The following is a 17289-nucleotide window of genomic DNA, read 5'->3' as shown; positions in this document are numbered from 1 at the left end:
CATGCCCGCAGCAAATGCCGCAAGCCCTTGGTACAAGCATCTTTGGCCTTGGATCATCATCGGGATTCTGGCCTGTTCGGTGACCCTGACCCTGTCGATGGTGACCATCGCGGTGAACAACCCTGACAACCTGGTCAACGACAACTATTACGAGGCCGGCAAAGGCATCAACCGTTCGCTAGATCGTGAGCTACTGGCGCAAAACCTGAAGATGCGCGCCAACGTGCATCTGGATGACGTCACCGGCGAAGTCGATTTGCGCCTGAGCGGTGACAGCCAGCCGCAAACCCTGGAACTGAACCTGATCTCGCCGACGCAACCGGAAAAGGATCGCAAGATCGTCCTGACCCGCAGCGAAAGCGAAACCGGTCGCTATATCGGTCAGTTGGGTGACAAGGTTGAAGGCCGGCGCTTTGTCGAACTGCTCGGCAGTCAGGATGACCATGTGTGGCGCATGTTCGAAGAAGAACTGGTCAGCCATGACAAGGATCTGCTGCTCGGCGACGAACCGCTGCAAGGCGCCGAAGACCTCAAGAAGTAACCCGATACCCTATGTAAGAGCTGCCGCAGGCTGCGATCTTTTGATCTTGTTTTAAAGTCAAAAGATCGCAGCCTGCGGCAGCTCCTACACGGGGGTGTAGTGAATCAGCAGTATTAGTGAACACTCGATGACCACCCCACTCCCCTGCTATCACTGCGCCCTGCCCGTCCCGTCCGGCAGCCGCTTCACCGCCGTTGTACTCGGGGAGTCCCGCGAGTTCTGCTGTCCGGGCTGTCAGGCCGTGGCTGAAGCCATCGTCGCCGGTGGTCTGGAAAGTTATTACCAGCACCGCAGCGAAGCCTCGGCCAACCCTGAAGCGCTGCCCGTGCAATTGACCGACGAACTGGCGCTGTATGATCGCGCCGACGTCCAGCAACCGTTCGTGCGTCATCAGGGCGAGCTGGCCGAAACCACCCTGCTGATGGAAGGCATCAGTTGCGCCGCCTGCGGCTGGCTGATTGAAAAACACCTGCGCACGCTGCCCGCCGTAGCTGAGGCACGCCTGAACCTGTCCAACCATCGCTTGCACGTGAGCTGGGCCGACGCACAATTGCCGCTTAGCCAGATTCTCGCCGAGTTGCGCCACATCGGTTACGCCGCCCACCCGTATCAGGCCGATCGCGCCAGCGAACAACTGGCCAGCGAAAATCGTCTGGCCCTGCGCCAACTGGGCGTCGCCGGGCTGCTGTGGTTCCAGGCAATGATGGCGACGATGGCCACCTGGCCGGAATTCAACATCGACCTCAGCCCCGAGCTGCACACGATCCTGCGCTGGGTCGCGCTGTTCCTGACCACGCCAATCGTGTTCTATAGCTGCGCGCCGTTCTTCAAAGGCGCGATGCGCGATCTGCGCACGCGGCACCTGACCATGGACGTCTCGGTCTCGCTGGCCATCGGCAGCGCCTACATCGCCGGGATCTGGACCGCGATCACCGGCGTTGGCGAACTGTATTTCGATGCGGTCGGGATGTTCGCGTTGTTCCTGCTCGCCGGACGCTACCTGGAGCGCCGCGCCCGGGAACGCACCGCCGCTGCCACCGCACAACTTGTGAATCTGTTGCCGGCCTCCTGCCTGCGCCTCGATGCACACGGCCAGAGCGAACGCATCCTGCTCAGCGAATTGCGCTTGGGCGACAGAATTCTCGTGCAACCCGGCTCGGTCTTACCGGCAGACGGCAAGATCATCGACGGCCAGTCGAGCATCGATGAGTCGTTGCTGACCGGTGAATACCTGCCGCAAACGCGAATGCTCGGTGACGCAGTCACGGCGGGCACGCTCAACGTCGAAGGCGCGTTGACCGTTGAAGTGCAGGCGCTGGGGCACGACACGCGTTTGTCGGCCATCGTCCGCCTGCTCGACCGCGCTCAAGCGGAAAAACCACGGCTGGCGGAAATCGCCGACCGCGCGGCGCAATGGTTTTTGCTGCTGTCATTGATTGCTGCGGCCGCAATCGGGCTGCTGTGGTGGGAGCTGGATTCGTCGCGGGCATTCTGGATCGTTCTCGCCATGCTGGTCGCGACCTGCCCGTGTGCGCTGTCGCTGGCGACGCCAACCGCGCTAACGGCAGCCACGGGCACCTTGCACAAACTCGGCTTGCTGCTGACGCGCGGGCATGTGCTGGAAGGCTTGAATCAGATCGACACGGTGATCTTCGACAAGACCGGCACGCTCACCGAAGGCCGATTGGTGCTGCGTTCGATTCGCCCGCTCGGTGCACTCGACAGCGAACAATGCCTGAGCCTTGCCGCCGCGTTGGAAAACCGTTCGGAACACCCGATTGCCCGTGCGTTTGGCCGCGCACCGTTGGCCGCAGAAGAAGTTCACAGCACGCCGGGGCTTGGCCTTGAGGGCTTGGTGGGCGAACAGCGTTTGCGTATCGGTCAGGCGGAATTTGTCAGCGCCCTCAGCGCTGCCGATGTGCCGACGATGCCAAACGAGCCGGGCCAATGGCTGCTGCTGGGTGACGTTCAAGGGCCACTGGCATGGTTCGTCCTCGATGATCGCCTGCGTGACGACGCCCCCGCCCTGCTTGCCGTGTGCAAGGCGCGCGGTTGGCGCACGTTGCTGCTCTCGGGTGACAGCTCGCCGATGGTCGCTAGCGTGGCGGCGGAACTGGGTATTGATGAGGCCCGCGGCGGCTTGCGCCCCGACGACAAGCTGCAAGTGTTGCAACAGTTACACAAGGAAGGTCGCAAAGTGTTGATGCTCGGCGACGGCGTCAATGACGTGCCAGCGCTGGCGGCGGCCGACATCAGTGTGGCCATGGGTTCGGCCACCGATCTGGCGAAAACCAGCGCCGATGCGGTGCTGCTGTCCAATCGCCTCGACGCCTTGGTGCAGGCCTTCACGCTGGCGCGCCGCACCCGTCGAGTGATCATCGAGAACCTGCTGTGGGCGGCGCTGTACAATGGCCTCATGTTGCCGTTCGCCGCCCTCGGCTGGATCACTCCGGTGTGGGCTGCCGTCGGCATGTCGATCAGTTCGTTGACCGTGGTGCTGAACGCCCTGCGCCTGACTCGCCTGCCGAGTACGCCGAAGGCCAGCGCCTCGTCAGAAACCCGTCCGCTGCCGGCCTGAGCCGCGCGGGCATGGAGTACAGATGCCAGCTCTCTACGTGATGATCCCGGCCGCACTGCTGATCGTGGCCATCGCCGTGTATATCTTCTTCTGGGCGGTGGACAGCGGTCAGTACGACGACCTCGACGGCCCGGCGCACAGCATCCTGTTCGACGATCAGGACCCGAACCACACCGCTGCGGTGGACGAAGCCAACGCCGGCAAACCGGACGACAAGGCACCGCCCCATGCTTGAACTGGCGCCCTTGCTGGTCTCGGCGTTGATCCTCGGCCTGCTCGGCGGCGGCCATTGCCTGGGTATGTGCGGCGGTCTGATGGGCGCGCTGACTTTGGCGATCCCCAAGGAGCAACGCAGTCGCCGCTTTCGCTTGCTGCTGGCCTACAACCTTGGGCGAATCCTTAGTTATGCCACGGCTGGATTGCTGATCGGCCTCGCCGGCTGGGCGGTGGCCAACAGCCCGGCGGCGCTGTTCATGCGCGTGCTGGCCGGGTTGTTGCTGATCGCCATGGGGCTGTATCTGGCCGGCTGGTGGAGTGGCCTGACCCGCATCGAAAGCCTTGGGCGCGGCCTGTGGCGTTACATTCAGCCAGTGGCCAACCGCCTGCTGCCGGTGTCGAGTCTGCCCCGCGCTTTATTGCTCGGCGCGTTGTGGGGCTGGCTGCCGTGTGGGCTGGTTTACAGCACGCTGCTGTGGAGCGCGAGTCAGGGCAATGCGCTGGACAGTGCGTTGTTGATGCTTGCGTTTGGGCTGGGCACCTGGCCGGTGTTGCTCGCCACCGGGCTTGCGGCTGAGCGGGTTACGGCACTGTTGCGCAAACGCAGTGTGCGCATGGCTGGCGGGTTGTTGGTGATTCTGTTCGGGATCTGGACCCTTCCCGGCCCGCATCAGCATTGGTTGATGGGCCACTAAAATCAAAAGATCGCAGCCTTCGGCAGCTCCCACATTTGGAATGCGTTTCCATGTAGGAGCTGCCGAAGGCTGCGATCTTTTGATCTTATGCTGTTGATGCAAATCAAGTGCCCCATCGCCGCACCCCGATAGACTCGCCACACTGCCAGCCTATCCGGGGGAATGCCCGCATGCTCGACGCCATTTGTTGGGACTCTGATCTGATCCGCCGCTACGACCTGGCGGGGCCGCGCTACACCTCCTACCCGACCGCTGTGCAATTTCACAGTCAGGTCGGCACCTTCGACCTGTTCCACGCCCTGCGCGACAGTCGCAAAGCGCTGCGCCCGTTGTCGCTGTACGTGCATGTGCCGTTCTGCGCGAACATTTGCTACTACTGCGCCTGCAACAAGGTCATCACCAAGGATCGCGGCCGCGCCTTGCCATACCTGCAACGGCTGGAGCAGGAAATCCAGCTGATCGGCTGTCACCTCGACCCGGCGCAAAAAGTCGAGCAACTGCACTTTGGCGGCGGCACCCCGACTTTTCTCAGCCACGACGAACTGCGCCAGTTGATGGCGCACCTGCGCAAGCATTTCAATTTGCTCGATGACGACTCCGGCGATTACGGCATCGAAATCGACCCGCGCGAAGCCGACTGGTCGACCATGGGCCTGCTGCGCGAGTTGGGTTTCAACCGGGTCAGCATCGGCCTGCAAGACCTTGATCCGACGGTGCAGCGCGCGGTCAATCGCCTGCAAAGCCTGGAGGAAACCCGCGCCGTGATCGACGCCGCGCGCACGCTGCAATTTCGCTCGATCAACATCGACTTGATCTACGGCTTGCCCAAGCAGACCCCGGAGAACTTCGCCCGCACCGTCGAAGAAGTGATCAGCCTGCAACCGGACCGGCTCTCGGTGTTCAATTACGCGCACCTGCCGGAGCGCTTCATGCCGCAGCGGCGGATCAACGCCAGTGACTTGCCATCGCCCGCTCACAAGCTGGAGATGCTCGAGCGCACCATCGAACAACTGACCGCCGCCGGCTACCGCTACATCGGCATGGATCACTTTGCCCTGCCCGACGACGAACTGGCGGTCGCTCAGGAAGAAGAAACCCTGCAACGCAATTTCCAGGGTTACACCACCCACGGCCATTGCGATCTGATCGGCTTGGGCGTTTCCGCGATCAGCCAGATCGGTGATCTGTATTGCCAGAACAGCAGCGACCTCAACCAGTACCAGAACACCCTCGCCGCCGCGCAACTGGCGACCAGCCGTGGCTTGGTGTGCAACGCCGATGATCGACTGCGCCGCGCCGTCATTCAGCAACTGATCTGCAATTTCAGCCTGGAATTCGCCGAGATCGAGCAGCAGTTCAACATCGATTTTCAAGGCTACTTCGGCGCGCTGTGGCCGCAACTGCAAGGCATGGCCAACGATGGCCTGATTGAACTCGATCGTGAACGGATCGAAGTGTTGCCGGCGGGTCGCCTGCTGGTGCGCTCGGTGTGCATGGTGTTTGACGCCTACCTTGAGCAACAGAACCGCCAGCGTTTCTCGCGGGTGATTTAGTTTTTCGTCAGCAGTGAGCCGACTTTCAGGTTCTGATCCGCTGTCATGCCCGACTGCCCGACCACTTTGGACAGGGCCAGATTGGCGGTGATCAGCCCCGTGTTCAGTGCGGCAATGGCGCCGCGCAGAGCCGCGACCTTGTTGATCTTTTCTTCATTGGAAAGACGCTTGTCTGCCATCACCGCTTCGATCAGCGCCTTTTTCTCAGCGATCTGCTTTTGCAACTTGCGGATCATCTTCAGCAATTGCTGGACGTTTTCCGGCAGCCCGCTGTCTTCGATGTCGCTGTTTTCGCCACCGACACTGGCGGCTTTTGCAATCGATGCACCGGACAGCGACACTTTGACGCCTTCGACCAAGGTCGGGGTTGCCTCTTCGGTCGAGCCTGATTCGCGTGCATTGCCAGGCGAAGTTTTCAACGTTTCCGGCATTGCCGCAACGTCGCTGTTACTGGGGCCCAGCGTGCCAATGGCGGTCATCGAAGCCTTCCTTGTATGCGTTCTGATACCTGTTTATCGGCGGCTTGCCTTGCGGCTTTATGCCTGTAGGGCAAAGTCGCCTCAGACTGGCCTGAATGTCCTCCTGTGGGTTACCCTTACGGCTTATGTGTGTTTTCCCACAAGGATTAAAGAAATGTCCGAGCCAGTTAAACTGCGCGCTCACAACCAGGCCCATTGCAAGGATTGCAGCCTGGCTCCTCTCTGCCTGCCACTTTCTCTGAATCTGGAAGACATGGATGCGCTGGACGAAATTGTTAAACGCGGCCGCCCGTTGAAAAAAGGCGAGTTCCTGTTCCGTCAGGGCGACACGTTCGATTCCGTTTATGCAGTACGCTCCGGCGCCCTGAAAACCTTCAGCCTGAGCGACAGCGGCGAAGAACAACTGACGGGCTTCCACCTGCCGAGCGAACTGGTCGGCCTGTCCGGCATGGACACCGAGAAACACCCGGTGTCGGCCCAAGCGCTGGAAACCACCTCGGTCTGCGAAATTCCTTTCGAACGCCTCGACGAACTGGCTCTGCAACTGCCGCAGCTGCGTCGTCAGTTGATGCGTGTGATGAGCCGTGAAATCCGCGATGACCAGCAAATGATGCTGCTGTTGTCGAAGAAAACCGCCGACGAGCGCATCGCCACGTTCTTGGTCAACCTGTCCGCACGCTTCCGCGCTCGCGGCTTCTCGGCCAACCAATTCCGCCTTGCAATGTCGCGTAACGAAATCGGCAACTACCTCGGTCTGGCCGTGGAAACCGTGTCCCGCGTGTTCACCCGCTTCCAGCAAAACGAGCTGATCGCCGCCGAGGGCAAGGAGATTCACATCCTTGACCCAATCCAGCTCTGCGCGCTGGCCGGTGGCTCGATCGAAGGCTGATCTCGATCCGCGGTTGAGCGAAGCGTTTCAGCCGCGGGTATACTGCGCCGTTTGCAGCCCTGCCAGGACACCTCGACGATGGTCTTCGACTCCTTCGACATCAAATCCCTTATCCGCCCCGTGATCGACTTCCCGAAACCGGGCGTGATCTTTCGCGACATCACCCCGCTGTTTCAGTCGCCGACGGCCCTGCGCCTGGTGATGGACAGCTTCGCCCACCGCTATGTCGAAGCCGACTTCACCCACATCGGCGCGATGGATGCCCGTGGTTTCCTGATCGGTTCGGTGCTGGCTTATCAGTTGAACAAGCCGCTGGTGCTGTTCCGCAAGCAAGGCAAACTGCCGGCGGACGTGCTGGCCGAAGGTTACGCAACCGAATACGGCGAAGCGTTCCTGGAAGTGCACGCCGACAGCCTGTGTGAAGGCGACTCGGTGGTGATGTTCGATGATTTGATCGCGACCGGCGGCACGCTGATTGCGGCGGCCAACCTGATTCGTCGCATGGGCGCACGGGTGCATGAGGCGGCGGCGATTATTGATCTGCCGGAGCTGCAAGGTTCACAGCGTCTGCAGGACATGGGCATTCCTACTTTCTGCCTGACGCAGTTTGCTTTGACTGATAAGTAAGTAGCGCCTGCACTGCCGCCATCGCTAGCAGGGCTAGCTCCCACACTGGATCTGTGTCGTTCACAAAACCCCTGTGGGAGCTAGCCCTGCTAGCGATGAGGCCAGTCGCCGCAACAAAGATTCAAAGCCCCATCTGCTTGCTGATGATCTCGTTCATCACCTCCCGCGTCCCGCCGCCAATCGACAGGATGCGGTTATCCCGATACAGCCGTTCGACCAGACTCTCGCGCATGTAACCGAGCCCGCCGAGAATCTGCACCGCGTCAGTAGTGATCCGGTCCGAGGTGTCCGTGGCAAAGTTCTTCGCCATGGAGATCTCCTTGATCACGCTCTGCCCCGCCGCCATTTTCGCCGCCTGCCGATAGGTGAATTCCCGCGACACCTCCAGCGCCGTTGCCATCTCAGCCAACCGATGCTTGATCACCTGAAATTTGCCAATCGGCTTGCCGAACGCCTCACGTTCACGCGCCCATTTCAGGCTCTCCTCCAGTGCAAGCTGCGCCGTCATGTTGGCCATCAGCGCCAGCGCCAGGCGTTCACTCTGAAAGTTGCCCATGATGCAGGCGAAGCCCATGTTCTCGGCGCCGATCAGATTGCCTACAGGCACACGGCAATCGTCGAAGAACAATTCAGCGGTGTCCGACGCCCACCAGCCCATTTTCTTCAGCTGACGGCCGACGGTGAAGCCGGGCGTGTCCTTCTCGATCAACAACAGACTGATGCCGCCGAAACCCGGCGCACCGGTGCGCACCGCCACGGTGTAGAAGTCGGCGCGCACGCCACTGGTGATAAAGGTTTTGCTGCCGCTGACCCGGTAATAATCGCCATCACGCACGGCGCGAGTCTGCAGGTTGGCGACGTCCGAACCACCGCCCGGTTCGGTCACGGCCAGAGCGCTGATTTTTTCGCCGCGGAGCACTTGCGGCACGACGCGATCGCGCACCTCAGGTCGTGCCCATTTGACGATCGGTGGCAAGCCGATATCCAGCGATCCCAGCCCAGCGACAAGACCGCCAGAGCCGCTGCGCATCAGTTCTTCACTGGCGGCGACCTTGGCGAACAGATCGCCCTCATGGCTGCCACCGAGCGCCTCGGGGTAACCGATACCGAGGATGCCGGCGGCGCCGGCCTTCAGGTACAGCTCACGGGGAAAGCTTTCGGCCTCTTCCCACTGGTCAATGTCCGGCAGTATCTCGCGTTCGACGAAACGTCTGACGCTGTCGCGGACCAATTGGTGGCTGGGGTCGAAGTATTCCTGAAAGGCAGGCATGGGCGAGCTCCACGGGAGGGTTCGCCGAACTTAACCGAGCGCTTGCTTGGTTTACAAGATACAGAAGATCAAAAGATCGCAGCCTTCGGCAGCTCCTACAGGGAAACGCATTCCTAGGTAGGAGCTGCCGAAGGCTGCGATCTTTTGATTTTTATTAGAGGGAAATCGGTTTGCGCCCGGCAAACGAATGCGCCAGCGTGCCGCCATCAACCAGTTCCAGCTCACCACCCAGCGGTACACCGTGGGCAATGCGCGAAGCGATCAGGCCTTTGTTGTTCAGCAACTGCGCGATGTAATGCGCGGTCGCCTCACCCTCCACCGTCGGATTGGTCGCGAGGATGACTTCGGTAAACGTGCCCGCCTCTTCGATCCGCGTCATCAACTGCGGAATGCCGATGGCCTCAGGTCCCAGGCCATCGAGCGGCGACAAGTGCCCCTTGAGCACAAAGTAGCGACCGCGGAAACCAGTCTGCTCGACCGCGTACACGTCCATCGGCCCTTCGACCACGCACAGCAACGTGTCGTCGCGACGGGTATCGGCGCATTGCGGGCACAGATCGTCTTCGGTCAGCGTGCGGCACTGGCGGCAGTGGCCGACGCCTTCCATGGCCTGGCTCAGGGCCTGGGCCAGACGCAAGCCGCCGCTGCGGTCACGTTCGAGCAACTGCAACGCCATGCGCTGGGCGGTTTTCTGACCGACGCCCGGCAAGGTGCGCAAAGCATCGATCAGTTGGCGAATCAAAGGGCTGAAGCTCATGGATAAACAGTCCGACTAAACAACGAGACGCGGTTTATACCCGCGCCTCTGGCCAGCGTCAAATACTCAGTCCGAGGCGACCCGAACCACCAGTTTGCCAAAGTTGCGCCCCTCCAGCAGACCGATAAACGCCTCCGGCGCCTGCTCCAGCCCTTCGACCACGTCCTCACGGAATTTCACCTTGCCTTCGCGCACCCACGGCACCATGTGGCTAATGAATTCCGGCTGACGATCACCGTAGTCGTCAAAGACGATGAAGCCTTGAATGCGTGCGCGTTTGGTCAACAGCGTGCGCTGCAGCATCGGCAGACGATCCGGGCCTTCGGGAGCCTCAGAAGCGTTGTAACCGGCGATCAGACCGCACAACGGAATCCGCGCCTTGGCATTGAGCAGCGGCACCACGGCGTCGAACACATGGCCGCCGACGTTTTCGTAGTAAATGTCGATGCCATCAGGACAGGCCTTGGCCAGTTGCTCGGCGAAATCGGCCGCCTTGTGATCGATGCAGGCATCAAAGCCCAGCTCTTCGACCACGTATTTGCACTTTTCGGCACCGCCGGCCACGCCGACTGCGCGCAGGCCTTTGATCTTCGCCACTTGCCCGACCACCGAACCCACAGCACCAGACGCGGCGGCGACAACCAATGTCTCGCCTTCTTTCGGCTGGCCGATGTCCATCAGCCCCATGTACGCGGTCATGCCCGGCATGCCCAGCACCCCGAGGGCCATCGACGGACTCGGCAACCCGGACGGGATCGGAATGATGTTGCGCCCGTCGCTGATGCTGTGGCTTTGCCAACCGGTGGCGCCGACCACCAGATCGCCCTTATGGAATTTGGGATGACGCGAATCCTCGACTCGGCTGACAGCCCCGCCGGTCATCACTTCGCCGATTTGTACCGGCGCGGCGTAGGACGGGGCGTCGCTCATGCGTCCGCGCATGTAAGGGTCAAGGGACAGGTAGAGGGTTTTCAGCAGTACTTCACCGTCCTGCAGATCCGGCAGCGCTTCGCGCTCGAGGCGGAAGTTTTCCGGGGTCGGCGCGCCTACGGGACGCGAGGCGAGGACAAAACGTTGGTTGAGCGTGAGAGGGTCGGACATGTCAGCGTCTCCTGTGAATGGTGAATTCAGCGGGTATAGGGAGCAGACCGTTGTGGCTTTGGTGTGTTCGATGTTTCTTCAGGTAGACCGTGGTGGATTCAATCGCTAGCAGGGCTAGCTCCCACAGGGTTATCAGTGGACACAACCCGTGTGGGAGCCAGCCCTGCTGGCGATAGCGGTAGACCAGACACCGCAAGACCACCGCGCAGAAACAAAAATGCCAGGCGCGATGCCTGGCATTTTGTGTAGCTCATCTGCCGCCGATTGGCGAATCAGAATGGCAGTTTCATACCCGCTGGCAGGTTCATGCCGGCGGTCATGCCGCCCATTTTTTCCTGGCTGTTGGCTTCGATCTTGCGCACGGCGTCGTTGACGGCGGCAGCCACAACGGCTTCGAGCATTTCTTTGTCGTCTTCGCTCAGGCCTTCAACCAGGCTTGGGTCGATGCTGACGCTTTTAACGTCGTGACGACCGGTCATCACCACGGTGACCATATCGCCACCGGCCTTACCGGTGACTTCGGCGTTGGCCAGTTCTTCCTGCATCTTGGCCATTTTTTCCTGCATCTGCTGCGCCTGCTTCATCAGGCCGGCCATGCCACCTTTCATCATGGGAATCACCTCAAAAGTACTTGGATCAAAACAGCGCCCGGCCATGGAGGCCGAGCACCTTCAGTTATTAGCCTTGGGCGACCAAGGCGTCGACAGGTTCAATAGTATCGTGTCGCACCACCGCGCCAAACTGCTGAACCATCTGCTGGATGAACGGATCGCCGTGAATCGACTCCTCCGCCTCGCGCTGACGGTTGGCACGGCGACGGGACGCGGCCTGGGCCGGAGTCTCCTGCTCGGGCTTGATCAGCTCGATGGTCAGGGTCAGCGTGCGACCGTGGAACTGGTTCAACGCATCGTTGAGACGACGCTGTTGCGTGGCATTGAACAGTGCACTGTGCGCCGGGTCGAGGTGCATCAGCCAGTGGTCGCCATCGACAGCGATCAACGTGCAGTTGGCGGCGATGCTGCCGGTCATGCCGGATATCGGCAGTTTCGGGAACAGCTCCAGCCATTGCAAGGCCAGACCGGTGGCCGGCGCCGCTGCGGGCTCAGGCTCGGGTTCCGGCTCTGGGTCGGCGGCGTGTTCGCTGGCCAGTTCGTCGAGGTAGCTATAAGCCGAGTCCATGTCTGGCTCGATGTAATCCTCGTCCAGCGGCGGCTCATCGTCCATGTCCATGCCCGGTGTGGCGGCATCAACGTCCGCGACTGACGGCTCGGGAATCGGCGCGGCGGCCCACTCCGGGGCGTCCGGGACCACGCTGTCCGGGGTCGGCAGCGGCATCGGCGGCAACTCGGGCTGCTCGGCGGCGGTTTCCAGCACCGGTTCAACGGCGGGTTGCTGGGCCGGCTCGGGCTCGGGCTCGGCGTCGGGCGCAGCCTCTACCGGATCATTCCATGGCAGGTCGACGACTTCTTCAGCGACGACGGGCGCTGGCTCGGGTTCTGGCGCAGCAACGGCAGCAACCGGCGCAGGCTCGGGAGCAGGTGCAGGTGCAGGTGCAGGTGCCGCCACTGGCGCAGGAGCCGGCGCAACCGCCGCGGCGACTACCGGCGCAGGTTTAGGCGCGGCAGCCACTGAGTTTGCGGAATCAACTGTGGCCTGGCTGATCCCCACTGGCTTTAGCGGTTGCCTCGGGGCGTCCGCCGTGTCGGCGGGCCGGAAGGCCAGCATCCGCAGCAGGACCATCTCGAAACCACCGCGCGGGTCCGGCGCCAGCGGCAAATCGCGGCGACCGATCAGACCCATCTGGTAATAAAACTGTACGTCTTCGGCCGGCAACGCCTGCGCCAATGCCAACACGCGATCGCGGTCGCCATGGCCGTTGTCGACACCTTCCGGCAGCGCCTGAGCGATGGCCACGCGGTGCAACACGTTGAGAATTTCCGAGAGCACGCCGTTCCAGTCCGGGCCTTGTTCAGCCAGGTGGCGCACGCCTTCGAGCAACGCCTTGGCGTCGCCTTCGATCAGCGAATGCAGGACGTCATAGACCTGGCCGTGATCCAGCGTGCCGAGCATCGCCCGCACGTCGGTGGCCAGTACCTTGCCTTCACCGAAGGCGATGGCCTGATCGGTCAGGCTCATGGCGTCACGCATCGAACCGTCAGCGGCGCGACCCAGCAGCCACAGTGCATCGTCTTCGAACGGCACGTTTTCGGCGGTCAGTACGTGGGTCAAATGCTCGACCACACGCTCGGGTGTCATGTTCTTCAGCGAGAACTGCAGGCAGCGCGACAAAATCGTTGCCGGAAGTTTCTGCGGGTCAGTGGTCGCCAGGATGAATTTGACGTACGGCGGCGGCTCTTCGAGGGTTTTCAGCAGCGCATTGAAGGAATGGCTGGAGAGCATGTGCACTTCGTCGATCAGGTAGACCTTGAAGCGCCCACGGCTCGGCGCGTACTGCACGTTGTCGAGCAGCTCGCGGGTGTCTTCGACCTTGGTGCGGCTCGCGGCGTCGATCTCGATCAGGTCGACGAAGCGACCTTCATCGATTTCCCGGCACACCGAGCATTCGCCGCACGGGCTGGAAGTGATACCTGTCTCACAGTTCAGGCATTTGGCAATGATCCGCGCAATGGTGGTCTTACCCACCCCGCGCGTACCGGTAAACAGGTACGCATGGTGCAGCCGCTGGCTGTCCAAGGCATTGATCAGAGCCTTGAGCACATGGGTCTGGCCGACCATTTCGCGGAACGAGCGCGGACGCCATTTACGTGCAAGAACCTGATAACTCATCGAAAACCGTCGCAGCGAAGGAAGCAGAAGCGGCTAATGCTAGCGGAGCAAGGGCAAAATTGCATCCGGTGTCCTCGTCTAATGTGGCTAAGCTGCATGAGCAGAGGCTTTTATCGGCTCAGGACAGGGAATTACCGGAGCGTTTATGCGTTGGGCCGTGGGGGCACTGCTGGGAATCAGCCTGAGCGTGACGGCAGCGGAAACCCCGTTGCGCTTCGCCATGCCCGACAGCTGGGCGATGCCGATGGTGCAATACGAACGTGGCCGCCCGACCCAAGGCATCCTCTACGACATCATGCTCAGCTTGGCCACCCAGGTCGGCGTACCGGCGCAATTTCACGTCCTGCCGCGCACCCGAGTGCAGAGCGCCATGGAGCACGGCGAGATCGACGTGCGCTGCTATGCCGCACAGTCGTGGCTGCCGAACCAGTCCGGGGATTACATCTGGAGCATCCCGCTGCTGTTTCAGCGCGATCTGCTGGTCAGCCGCCAAGGCTCGCCCACCAGCGTTGAAGCGAAAGCCCTGCCACGCCAATCGATCGGCACCGTGCTCGGCTACACCTACCCCACCCTGCAGCCCTTGTTCGATAGCGGCCAGCTGCAGCGCGAAGATGCGCGCAATCAGGAACAGGTTCTGGAAAAACTCCTGGCCGGGCGCTACCGCTATGCGGTGAGCAACCAGTGGACGCTGGACTGGCTCAATCAACGCCTGCCGCCCGAGCAGAAGTTGCAAGGCGTCGCGGTGCTGCAGGAGCAGCAAGTCGGTTGTTACGTCAGAAATGACCCCAACGTGCCAGTGCAGCGGATATTGCGCACCTTGCTGCGGATGAAAATGTCCGGGGAGATTGATGACATTATCCGTTTGTACACCGGCAGTTCTGAGGGCAAACCTTGATCCCACAGGGGACTTCCATCAATACCCGTGCGACTCGCGGAATTTCTGATAATCGTGAAACTCGATCCACTCGACCACATCGTACGGCAGGTAAAGCTGCTGCCGAGCCCGGGAAATGGCGATGTACACCGCGCAGATCCGTTGATCGAACGCGTAGGCGTCCTTGAACTTCTCATTGCTGAGCAATGCGCGCGTCAGCAGGACCCGGTTGAACTCCATGCCGCCCGCCTGCTCGGCCATCATCAACATGCAGGCTTTGCCCGGCTCGCCGATGCGGCCGTTCAAGCGCGTCAACTCAGCCACCTTGAAGCCTTTTTCCAGCTCGGCTTCAACCCACAAAAATGCCTCATCGAACTGGTGGGCTTCACGCACTTGCTGCCAGTCCGCCAGGTCGCTGAAAGACGGATGCCGGCCTTTTTCGCTGAACTCGGCGTCGTAGAACTCGGGCTTGAACAATTGGATGGCGGTAGTCATGAAATGCTTGAGACCGGCCTGCATGTCCTTGTCGGGGAAACTGAACGCGCAATTGGCATCGTGCAAATGGATCGCCCACATCATCGTGTCCCAAGGCGATGCGGTGAGGATCACGCAGCCCTCGGGCGGCACGAAATCTTCAGGATAGTGCTCGATATCGACGTCAGCATTGCGCGCGCCTTCGAACGGCACCTTGCTCTTGTGCGAATGGCGCGAGATCAGCGGATTGACCAGCCGCTCGACATTGCGCCCCGAGCGCACGGAATAACTGATGTCGCTCTGCCGCACCTCACGCTTGCGCTGGAGTGCTTCGCCGGTGGCTTGCTGATACTCATCGCCAAGGGTAATCAGCACCTGACGCCCGCGCTCGATCATTTGCAGCAGCGACGCCGGGACATCCTGACTCTCGTCGATGATCACGTGCGTATAGCGCGAAGGCACCCGGCAACCCGACAGACTGGCGCGCTTGATCATCAGCAAGGTTTCGAACCCGGTCTGGCTGCCCCACGCCGGATTCGTCTCCAGGTAGACCCACACACGACTTGAATACTCCAGCAAGACCTGGGTGTCCGCGCTCGACAACGGCTGCTGGAAAAACGGCAAATGCCTGGCCGATAAACTGTGATCCCGTGAGCCACAGTACAGCTCAAGCACCCGCAGACAAACGTCCAGCGTGGCCTGCCCGTCGTGACGGCGGAAGCCGAAGATATTCAGCTCCTGCGCAAGTGCTTGTTTGCTCGGCAGGCGCGCCGGCGCTCTGGCCACCGGAGGCCTTGGCCCATATAACTGGGTTTGCGCAAAGTGGCGGAAGGTCTGGGCGACGTCCTTGTCCTGCGCTTGCTTGAGGTGCTTGCGCAGGGTTTCCAGCTTCGCCGGCGTGCGCGCCAGGACCAAGGTCCTGTCGCTCCGCAGGCACTCGATCAGCGCCCCCAGCAGATGGCTTTTGCCGATGCCCGCATAGCCTTGCACATGCAGGTCTTCGTCGAGATTGGCACGAAAGGTTCTCAGCAGTTTGTCTTGCGCATCGCTCAACCAACGCTCGCGGAGGCGCGGCGTGACCATTTGCTGGATGAACGGATTGTTCTGTTGTTTGAGGCGAATCTTGTAATCCACGTCCCATTTGCCATCGGGCAACAGATAGCCCTGCGCCGTAACCTCGTCGGCCATCAGAAAACGCAGGTTCAGGCCTTTGATCGCATTGAGGCCGAAATACAACTTGCGCGGATCGAACAGGCGCTGAGCTTCCGGCAGCAATCCGGCGACAGATGCTGTGCCCCGGGCATCGACGGCCCAATCAATCAATTTGGCGAGAATTTTTTCTGCGGCGCTGGCCGTCAGGTCTTTTTCAGTGGCCTGGGCGAGGTTCTGGATGACGAGGATCGCCGCCAGTTCAGGATCCGTCAGGCTGACCAGCGTTATTGCGCCATCGGCCTGCAACAACGCCGTGCAGACATCATGGGTGACCGGCAAGAACACAGGGGTGGATAAATTAAAATGTTCCGGCTGCATACAACCTCACGCCTGGGCAGGGACACATCACCAGGTCAGTCCTGGTCATACGCTTTGTTGATTTTGCGTTCATGCGCTGCAGGACTGGCGCCCGTCCCTGCGGAGAACCGGCCGGCGAGGTGCGCAACCTCATCCAGAGCGGGTTTATCAGCGCGTTCATCGTTGATGCGCAGCGCGAAGTGGTATTCACCCAGCGTTCCCGACATATCGCCTGGATAGCTTCGATCTTCACCGATCGCGACCGGGTTGCGGTCGATCTGCGCCTGCACTTCGTAGAGCGCCAGTTCCAGCAGCTTGCGCAAGTCTTCGGCACTACGGGCAGCCACCCGCAATTGCACATCGAATTGAGGCAACCCGTGCTCGACGGGACTGGATGACGCTGATTCACACGTACCGGCCGCCTTGATGGTCGCTGCCGCCGCCAGAATCTCGGCATGCTCGTCATCCATCAGATCAAGCACCCTCGACAGCTCCAGCGTGCGCTCGGGATGATCCTGCATCTGATCCTTGATCTCCAAGCGGCGCAACTGCCACTCCCGGAGTCTTTCTCGCGTCAGATCGTCAACTTCACCCACTTCCATTACCTCACGATGCCAGGCAAGGGAGTATGCCACTGTTCAACGGCAGCACCGAGCGAGGGTGCAGGACACGACGGGAAATATCAGACGCCAAATCGCAGGCATAAAAAAACCGCAGTGGGCAAAACCCATGCAGTTCTGTTTGCAGCTTTCGATGTTTCGTTAAGGTGGCGACCCCACCAGCCACACCCCGGCACACAATGTTCCCGCTGTGGCTGCTGCCTTCCGGCTCTGACCAGGTTCACGGGTAATCGTTGCGGGGGGACCGATGGGGTCACCATAACGACGCTCACCTGTCGGCGAGCCGCGCCATTGTACCTATCTGAGACGAAGTTACAAC

The 17289-nt window shown here is 61.1% G+C and carries 16 protein-coding genes and 1 other RNA gene; 8 read left to right on the top strand and 9 right to left on the bottom strand.

From position 1 onward, the window contains the following. The first annotated feature begins 1 nt into the window (after position 1). From AC3Y64_RS09545 to hemN, 5 genes are all read left to right on the top strand, one after another. Positions 2–541: a FixH family protein gene (locus AC3Y64_RS09545; RefSeq protein WP_489987227.1), complete on the top strand. Its 540-nt coding sequence runs from the start codon at positions 2–4 to the stop codon at positions 539–541. 127 nt (positions 542–668) lie between these two features. Then, on the top strand, positions 669–3119 hold the full coding sequence (locus AC3Y64_RS09540) for a heavy metal translocating P-type ATPase (RefSeq protein WP_489987226.1): 2451 nt from the start codon (positions 669–671) through the stop codon (positions 3117–3119). Positions 3120–3141: 22 nt separating this feature from the next. After that, a complete protein-coding gene (gene ccoS / locus AC3Y64_RS09535; protein ID WP_039763029.1) occupies positions 3142–3354 on the top strand; it encodes a cbb3-type cytochrome oxidase assembly protein CcoS in 213 nt (70 codons plus the stop codon). After that, on the top strand, positions 3347–4030 hold the full coding sequence (locus AC3Y64_RS09530) for a sulfite exporter TauE/SafE family protein (protein ID WP_039770036.1): 684 nt from the start codon (positions 3347–3349) through the stop codon (positions 4028–4030). Before ccoS ends, AC3Y64_RS09530 begins: the two co-directional genes overlap by 8 nt. A 170-nt stretch (positions 4031–4200) precedes the next feature. Next, complete coding sequence (gene hemN, locus AC3Y64_RS09525) at positions 4201–5583, top strand: oxygen-independent coproporphyrinogen III oxidase (RefSeq protein WP_489987225.1); 1383 nt, start codon at positions 4201–4203, stop codon at positions 5581–5583. On the opposite strand, the gene AC3Y64_RS09520 is transcribed toward hemN, so the two are convergent. Further along, positions 5580–6062 (bottom strand): hypothetical protein, encoded by a 483-nt coding sequence (locus AC3Y64_RS09520; RefSeq protein WP_489987224.1) that lies wholly within the window; start codon positions 6060–6062, stop codon positions 5580–5582. The two genes, hemN and AC3Y64_RS09520, sit on opposite strands and share 4 nt — an antisense overlap. Before the next feature lie 154 nt (positions 6063–6216). On the opposite strand from AC3Y64_RS09520, the gene fnr reads away from it, so the two are divergent. Both fnr and AC3Y64_RS09510 read left to right on the top strand, forming a co-directional pair. Further along, entirely contained in the window at positions 6217–6951 is a 735-nt protein-coding gene (gene fnr, locus AC3Y64_RS09515; RefSeq protein WP_129391522.1) for a fumarate/nitrate reduction transcriptional regulator Fnr, read from the top strand. Positions 6952–7029: 78 nt separating this feature from the next. Continuing rightward, positions 7030–7578, top strand: coding sequence for an adenine phosphoribosyltransferase (locus AC3Y64_RS09510; RefSeq protein WP_024012326.1), 549 nt, complete (start codon positions 7030–7032; stop codon positions 7576–7578). Positions 7579–7699: 121 nt separating this feature from the next. On the opposite strand, the gene AC3Y64_RS09505 is transcribed toward AC3Y64_RS09510, so the two are convergent. From AC3Y64_RS09505 to dnaX, 5 genes are all read right to left on the bottom strand, one after another. Continuing rightward, positions 7700–8848, bottom strand: a complete 1149-nt coding sequence (locus tag AC3Y64_RS09505; RefSeq protein WP_489987223.1) for an acyl-CoA dehydrogenase family protein — start codon at positions 8846–8848, stop codon at positions 7700–7702. 154 nt (positions 8849–9002) lie between these two features. Next, complete coding sequence (gene recR / locus AC3Y64_RS09500) at positions 9003–9605, bottom strand: recombination mediator RecR (protein ID WP_460158140.1); 603 nt, start codon at positions 9603–9605, stop codon at positions 9003–9005. A 66-nt stretch (positions 9606–9671) separates the two neighbouring features. Continuing rightward, positions 9672–10706 carry an NADP-dependent oxidoreductase gene (locus AC3Y64_RS09495; RefSeq protein ID WP_489987222.1) on the bottom strand — a complete coding sequence of 345 codons (1035 nt, stop codon included), beginning with the start codon at positions 10704–10706 and terminating at the stop codon, positions 9672–9674. A gap of 272 nt (positions 10707–10978) precedes the next feature. After that, positions 10979–11317 carry a YbaB/EbfC family nucleoid-associated protein gene (locus AC3Y64_RS09490; RefSeq protein ID WP_042558527.1) on the bottom strand — a complete coding sequence of 113 codons (339 nt, stop codon included), beginning with the start codon at positions 11315–11317 and terminating at the stop codon, positions 10979–10981. Between the two features lie 67 nt (positions 11318–11384). After that, positions 11385–13493: a DNA polymerase III subunit gamma/tau gene (dnaX, locus tag AC3Y64_RS09485; RefSeq protein ID WP_489987221.1), complete on the bottom strand. Its 2109-nt coding sequence runs from the start codon at positions 13491–13493 to the stop codon at positions 11385–11387. A gap of 145 nt (positions 13494–13638) precedes the next feature. On the opposite strand from dnaX, the gene AC3Y64_RS09480 reads away from it, so the two are divergent. After that, the gene (locus tag AC3Y64_RS09480; protein ID WP_489987220.1) at positions 13639–14388 is read left to right on the top strand and encodes a substrate-binding periplasmic protein; all 750 of its coding nucleotides are present in this window, start codon (positions 13639–13641) and stop codon (positions 14386–14388) included. Between the two features lie 18 nt (positions 14389–14406). On the opposite strand, the gene AC3Y64_RS09475 is transcribed toward AC3Y64_RS09480, so the two are convergent. From AC3Y64_RS09475 to ffs, 3 genes are all read right to left on the bottom strand, one after another. Then, positions 14407–16371, bottom strand: a complete 1965-nt coding sequence (locus AC3Y64_RS09475; protein ID WP_489987219.1) for a hypothetical protein — start codon at positions 16369–16371, stop codon at positions 14407–14409. Positions 16372–16406: 35 nt separating this feature from the next. Next, positions 16407–16952, bottom strand: coding sequence for a hypothetical protein (locus AC3Y64_RS09470; RefSeq protein ID WP_489987218.1), 546 nt, complete (start codon positions 16950–16952; stop codon positions 16407–16409). 171 nt (positions 16953–17123) lie between these two features. After that, an RNA gene (gene ffs / locus AC3Y64_RS09465) (signal recognition particle sRNA small type) lies at positions 17124–17220 on the bottom strand. Positions 17221–17289 lie beyond the last annotated feature (69 nt).

It is taken from the genome of Pseudomonas sp. 4CAES_32.4 (assembly GCF_058136335.1).
Note: the sequence above shows the minus strand (reverse complement) of the source record. Positions and strands in the feature narration are given on the sequence as shown.

Coding starts and splice junctions, on each gene's coding strand:
- AC3Y64_RS09470 (WP_489987218.1), bottom strand. CDS start 16,952: ATGGAAGTGGGTGAAGTTGACGATCTGACGCGAGAAAGACTCCGGGAG.
- AC3Y64_RS09480 (WP_489987220.1), top strand. CDS start 13,639: ATGCGTTGGGCCGTGGGGGCACTGCTGGGAATCAGCCTGAGCGTGACG.
- AC3Y64_RS09510 (WP_024012326.1), top strand. CDS start 7,030: ATGGTCTTCGACTCCTTCGACATCAAATCCCTTATCCGCCCCGTGATC.
- hemN (WP_489987225.1), top strand. CDS start 4,201: ATGCTCGACGCCATTTGTTGGGACTCTGATCTGATCCGCCGCTACGAC.
- AC3Y64_RS09505 (WP_489987223.1), bottom strand. CDS start 8,848: ATGCCTGCCTTTCAGGAATACTTCGACCCCAGCCACCAATTGGTCCGC.
- AC3Y64_RS09475 (WP_489987219.1), bottom strand. CDS start 16,371: ATGCAGCCGGAACATTTTAATTTATCCACCCCTGTGTTCTTGCCGGTC.
- AC3Y64_RS09545 (WP_489987227.1), top strand. CDS start 2: ATGCCCGCAGCAAATGCCGCAAGCCCTTGGTACAAGCATCTTTGGCCT.
- AC3Y64_RS09490 (WP_042558527.1), bottom strand. CDS start 11,317: ATGATGAAAGGTGGCATGGCCGGCCTGATGAAGCAGGCGCAGCAGATG.
- dnaX (WP_489987221.1), bottom strand. CDS start 13,493: ATGAGTTATCAGGTTCTTGCACGTAAATGGCGTCCGCGCTCGTTCCGC.
- AC3Y64_RS09495 (WP_489987222.1), bottom strand. CDS start 10,706: ATGTCCGACCCTCTCACGCTCAACCAACGTTTTGTCCTCGCCTCGCGT.
- AC3Y64_RS09520 (WP_489987224.1), bottom strand. CDS start 6,062: ATGACCGCCATTGGCACGCTGGGCCCCAGTAACAGCGACGTTGCGGCA.
- ccoS (WP_039763029.1), top strand. CDS start 3,142: ATGCCAGCTCTCTACGTGATGATCCCGGCCGCACTGCTGATCGTGGCC.
- recR (WP_460158140.1), bottom strand. CDS start 9,605: ATGAGCTTCAGCCCTTTGATTCGCCAACTGATCGATGCTTTGCGCACC.
- fnr (WP_129391522.1), top strand. CDS start 6,217: ATGTCCGAGCCAGTTAAACTGCGCGCTCACAACCAGGCCCATTGCAAG.
- AC3Y64_RS09530 (WP_039770036.1), top strand. CDS start 3,347: ATGCTTGAACTGGCGCCCTTGCTGGTCTCGGCGTTGATCCTCGGCCTG.
- AC3Y64_RS09540 (WP_489987226.1), top strand. CDS start 669: ATGACCACCCCACTCCCCTGCTATCACTGCGCCCTGCCCGTCCCGTCC.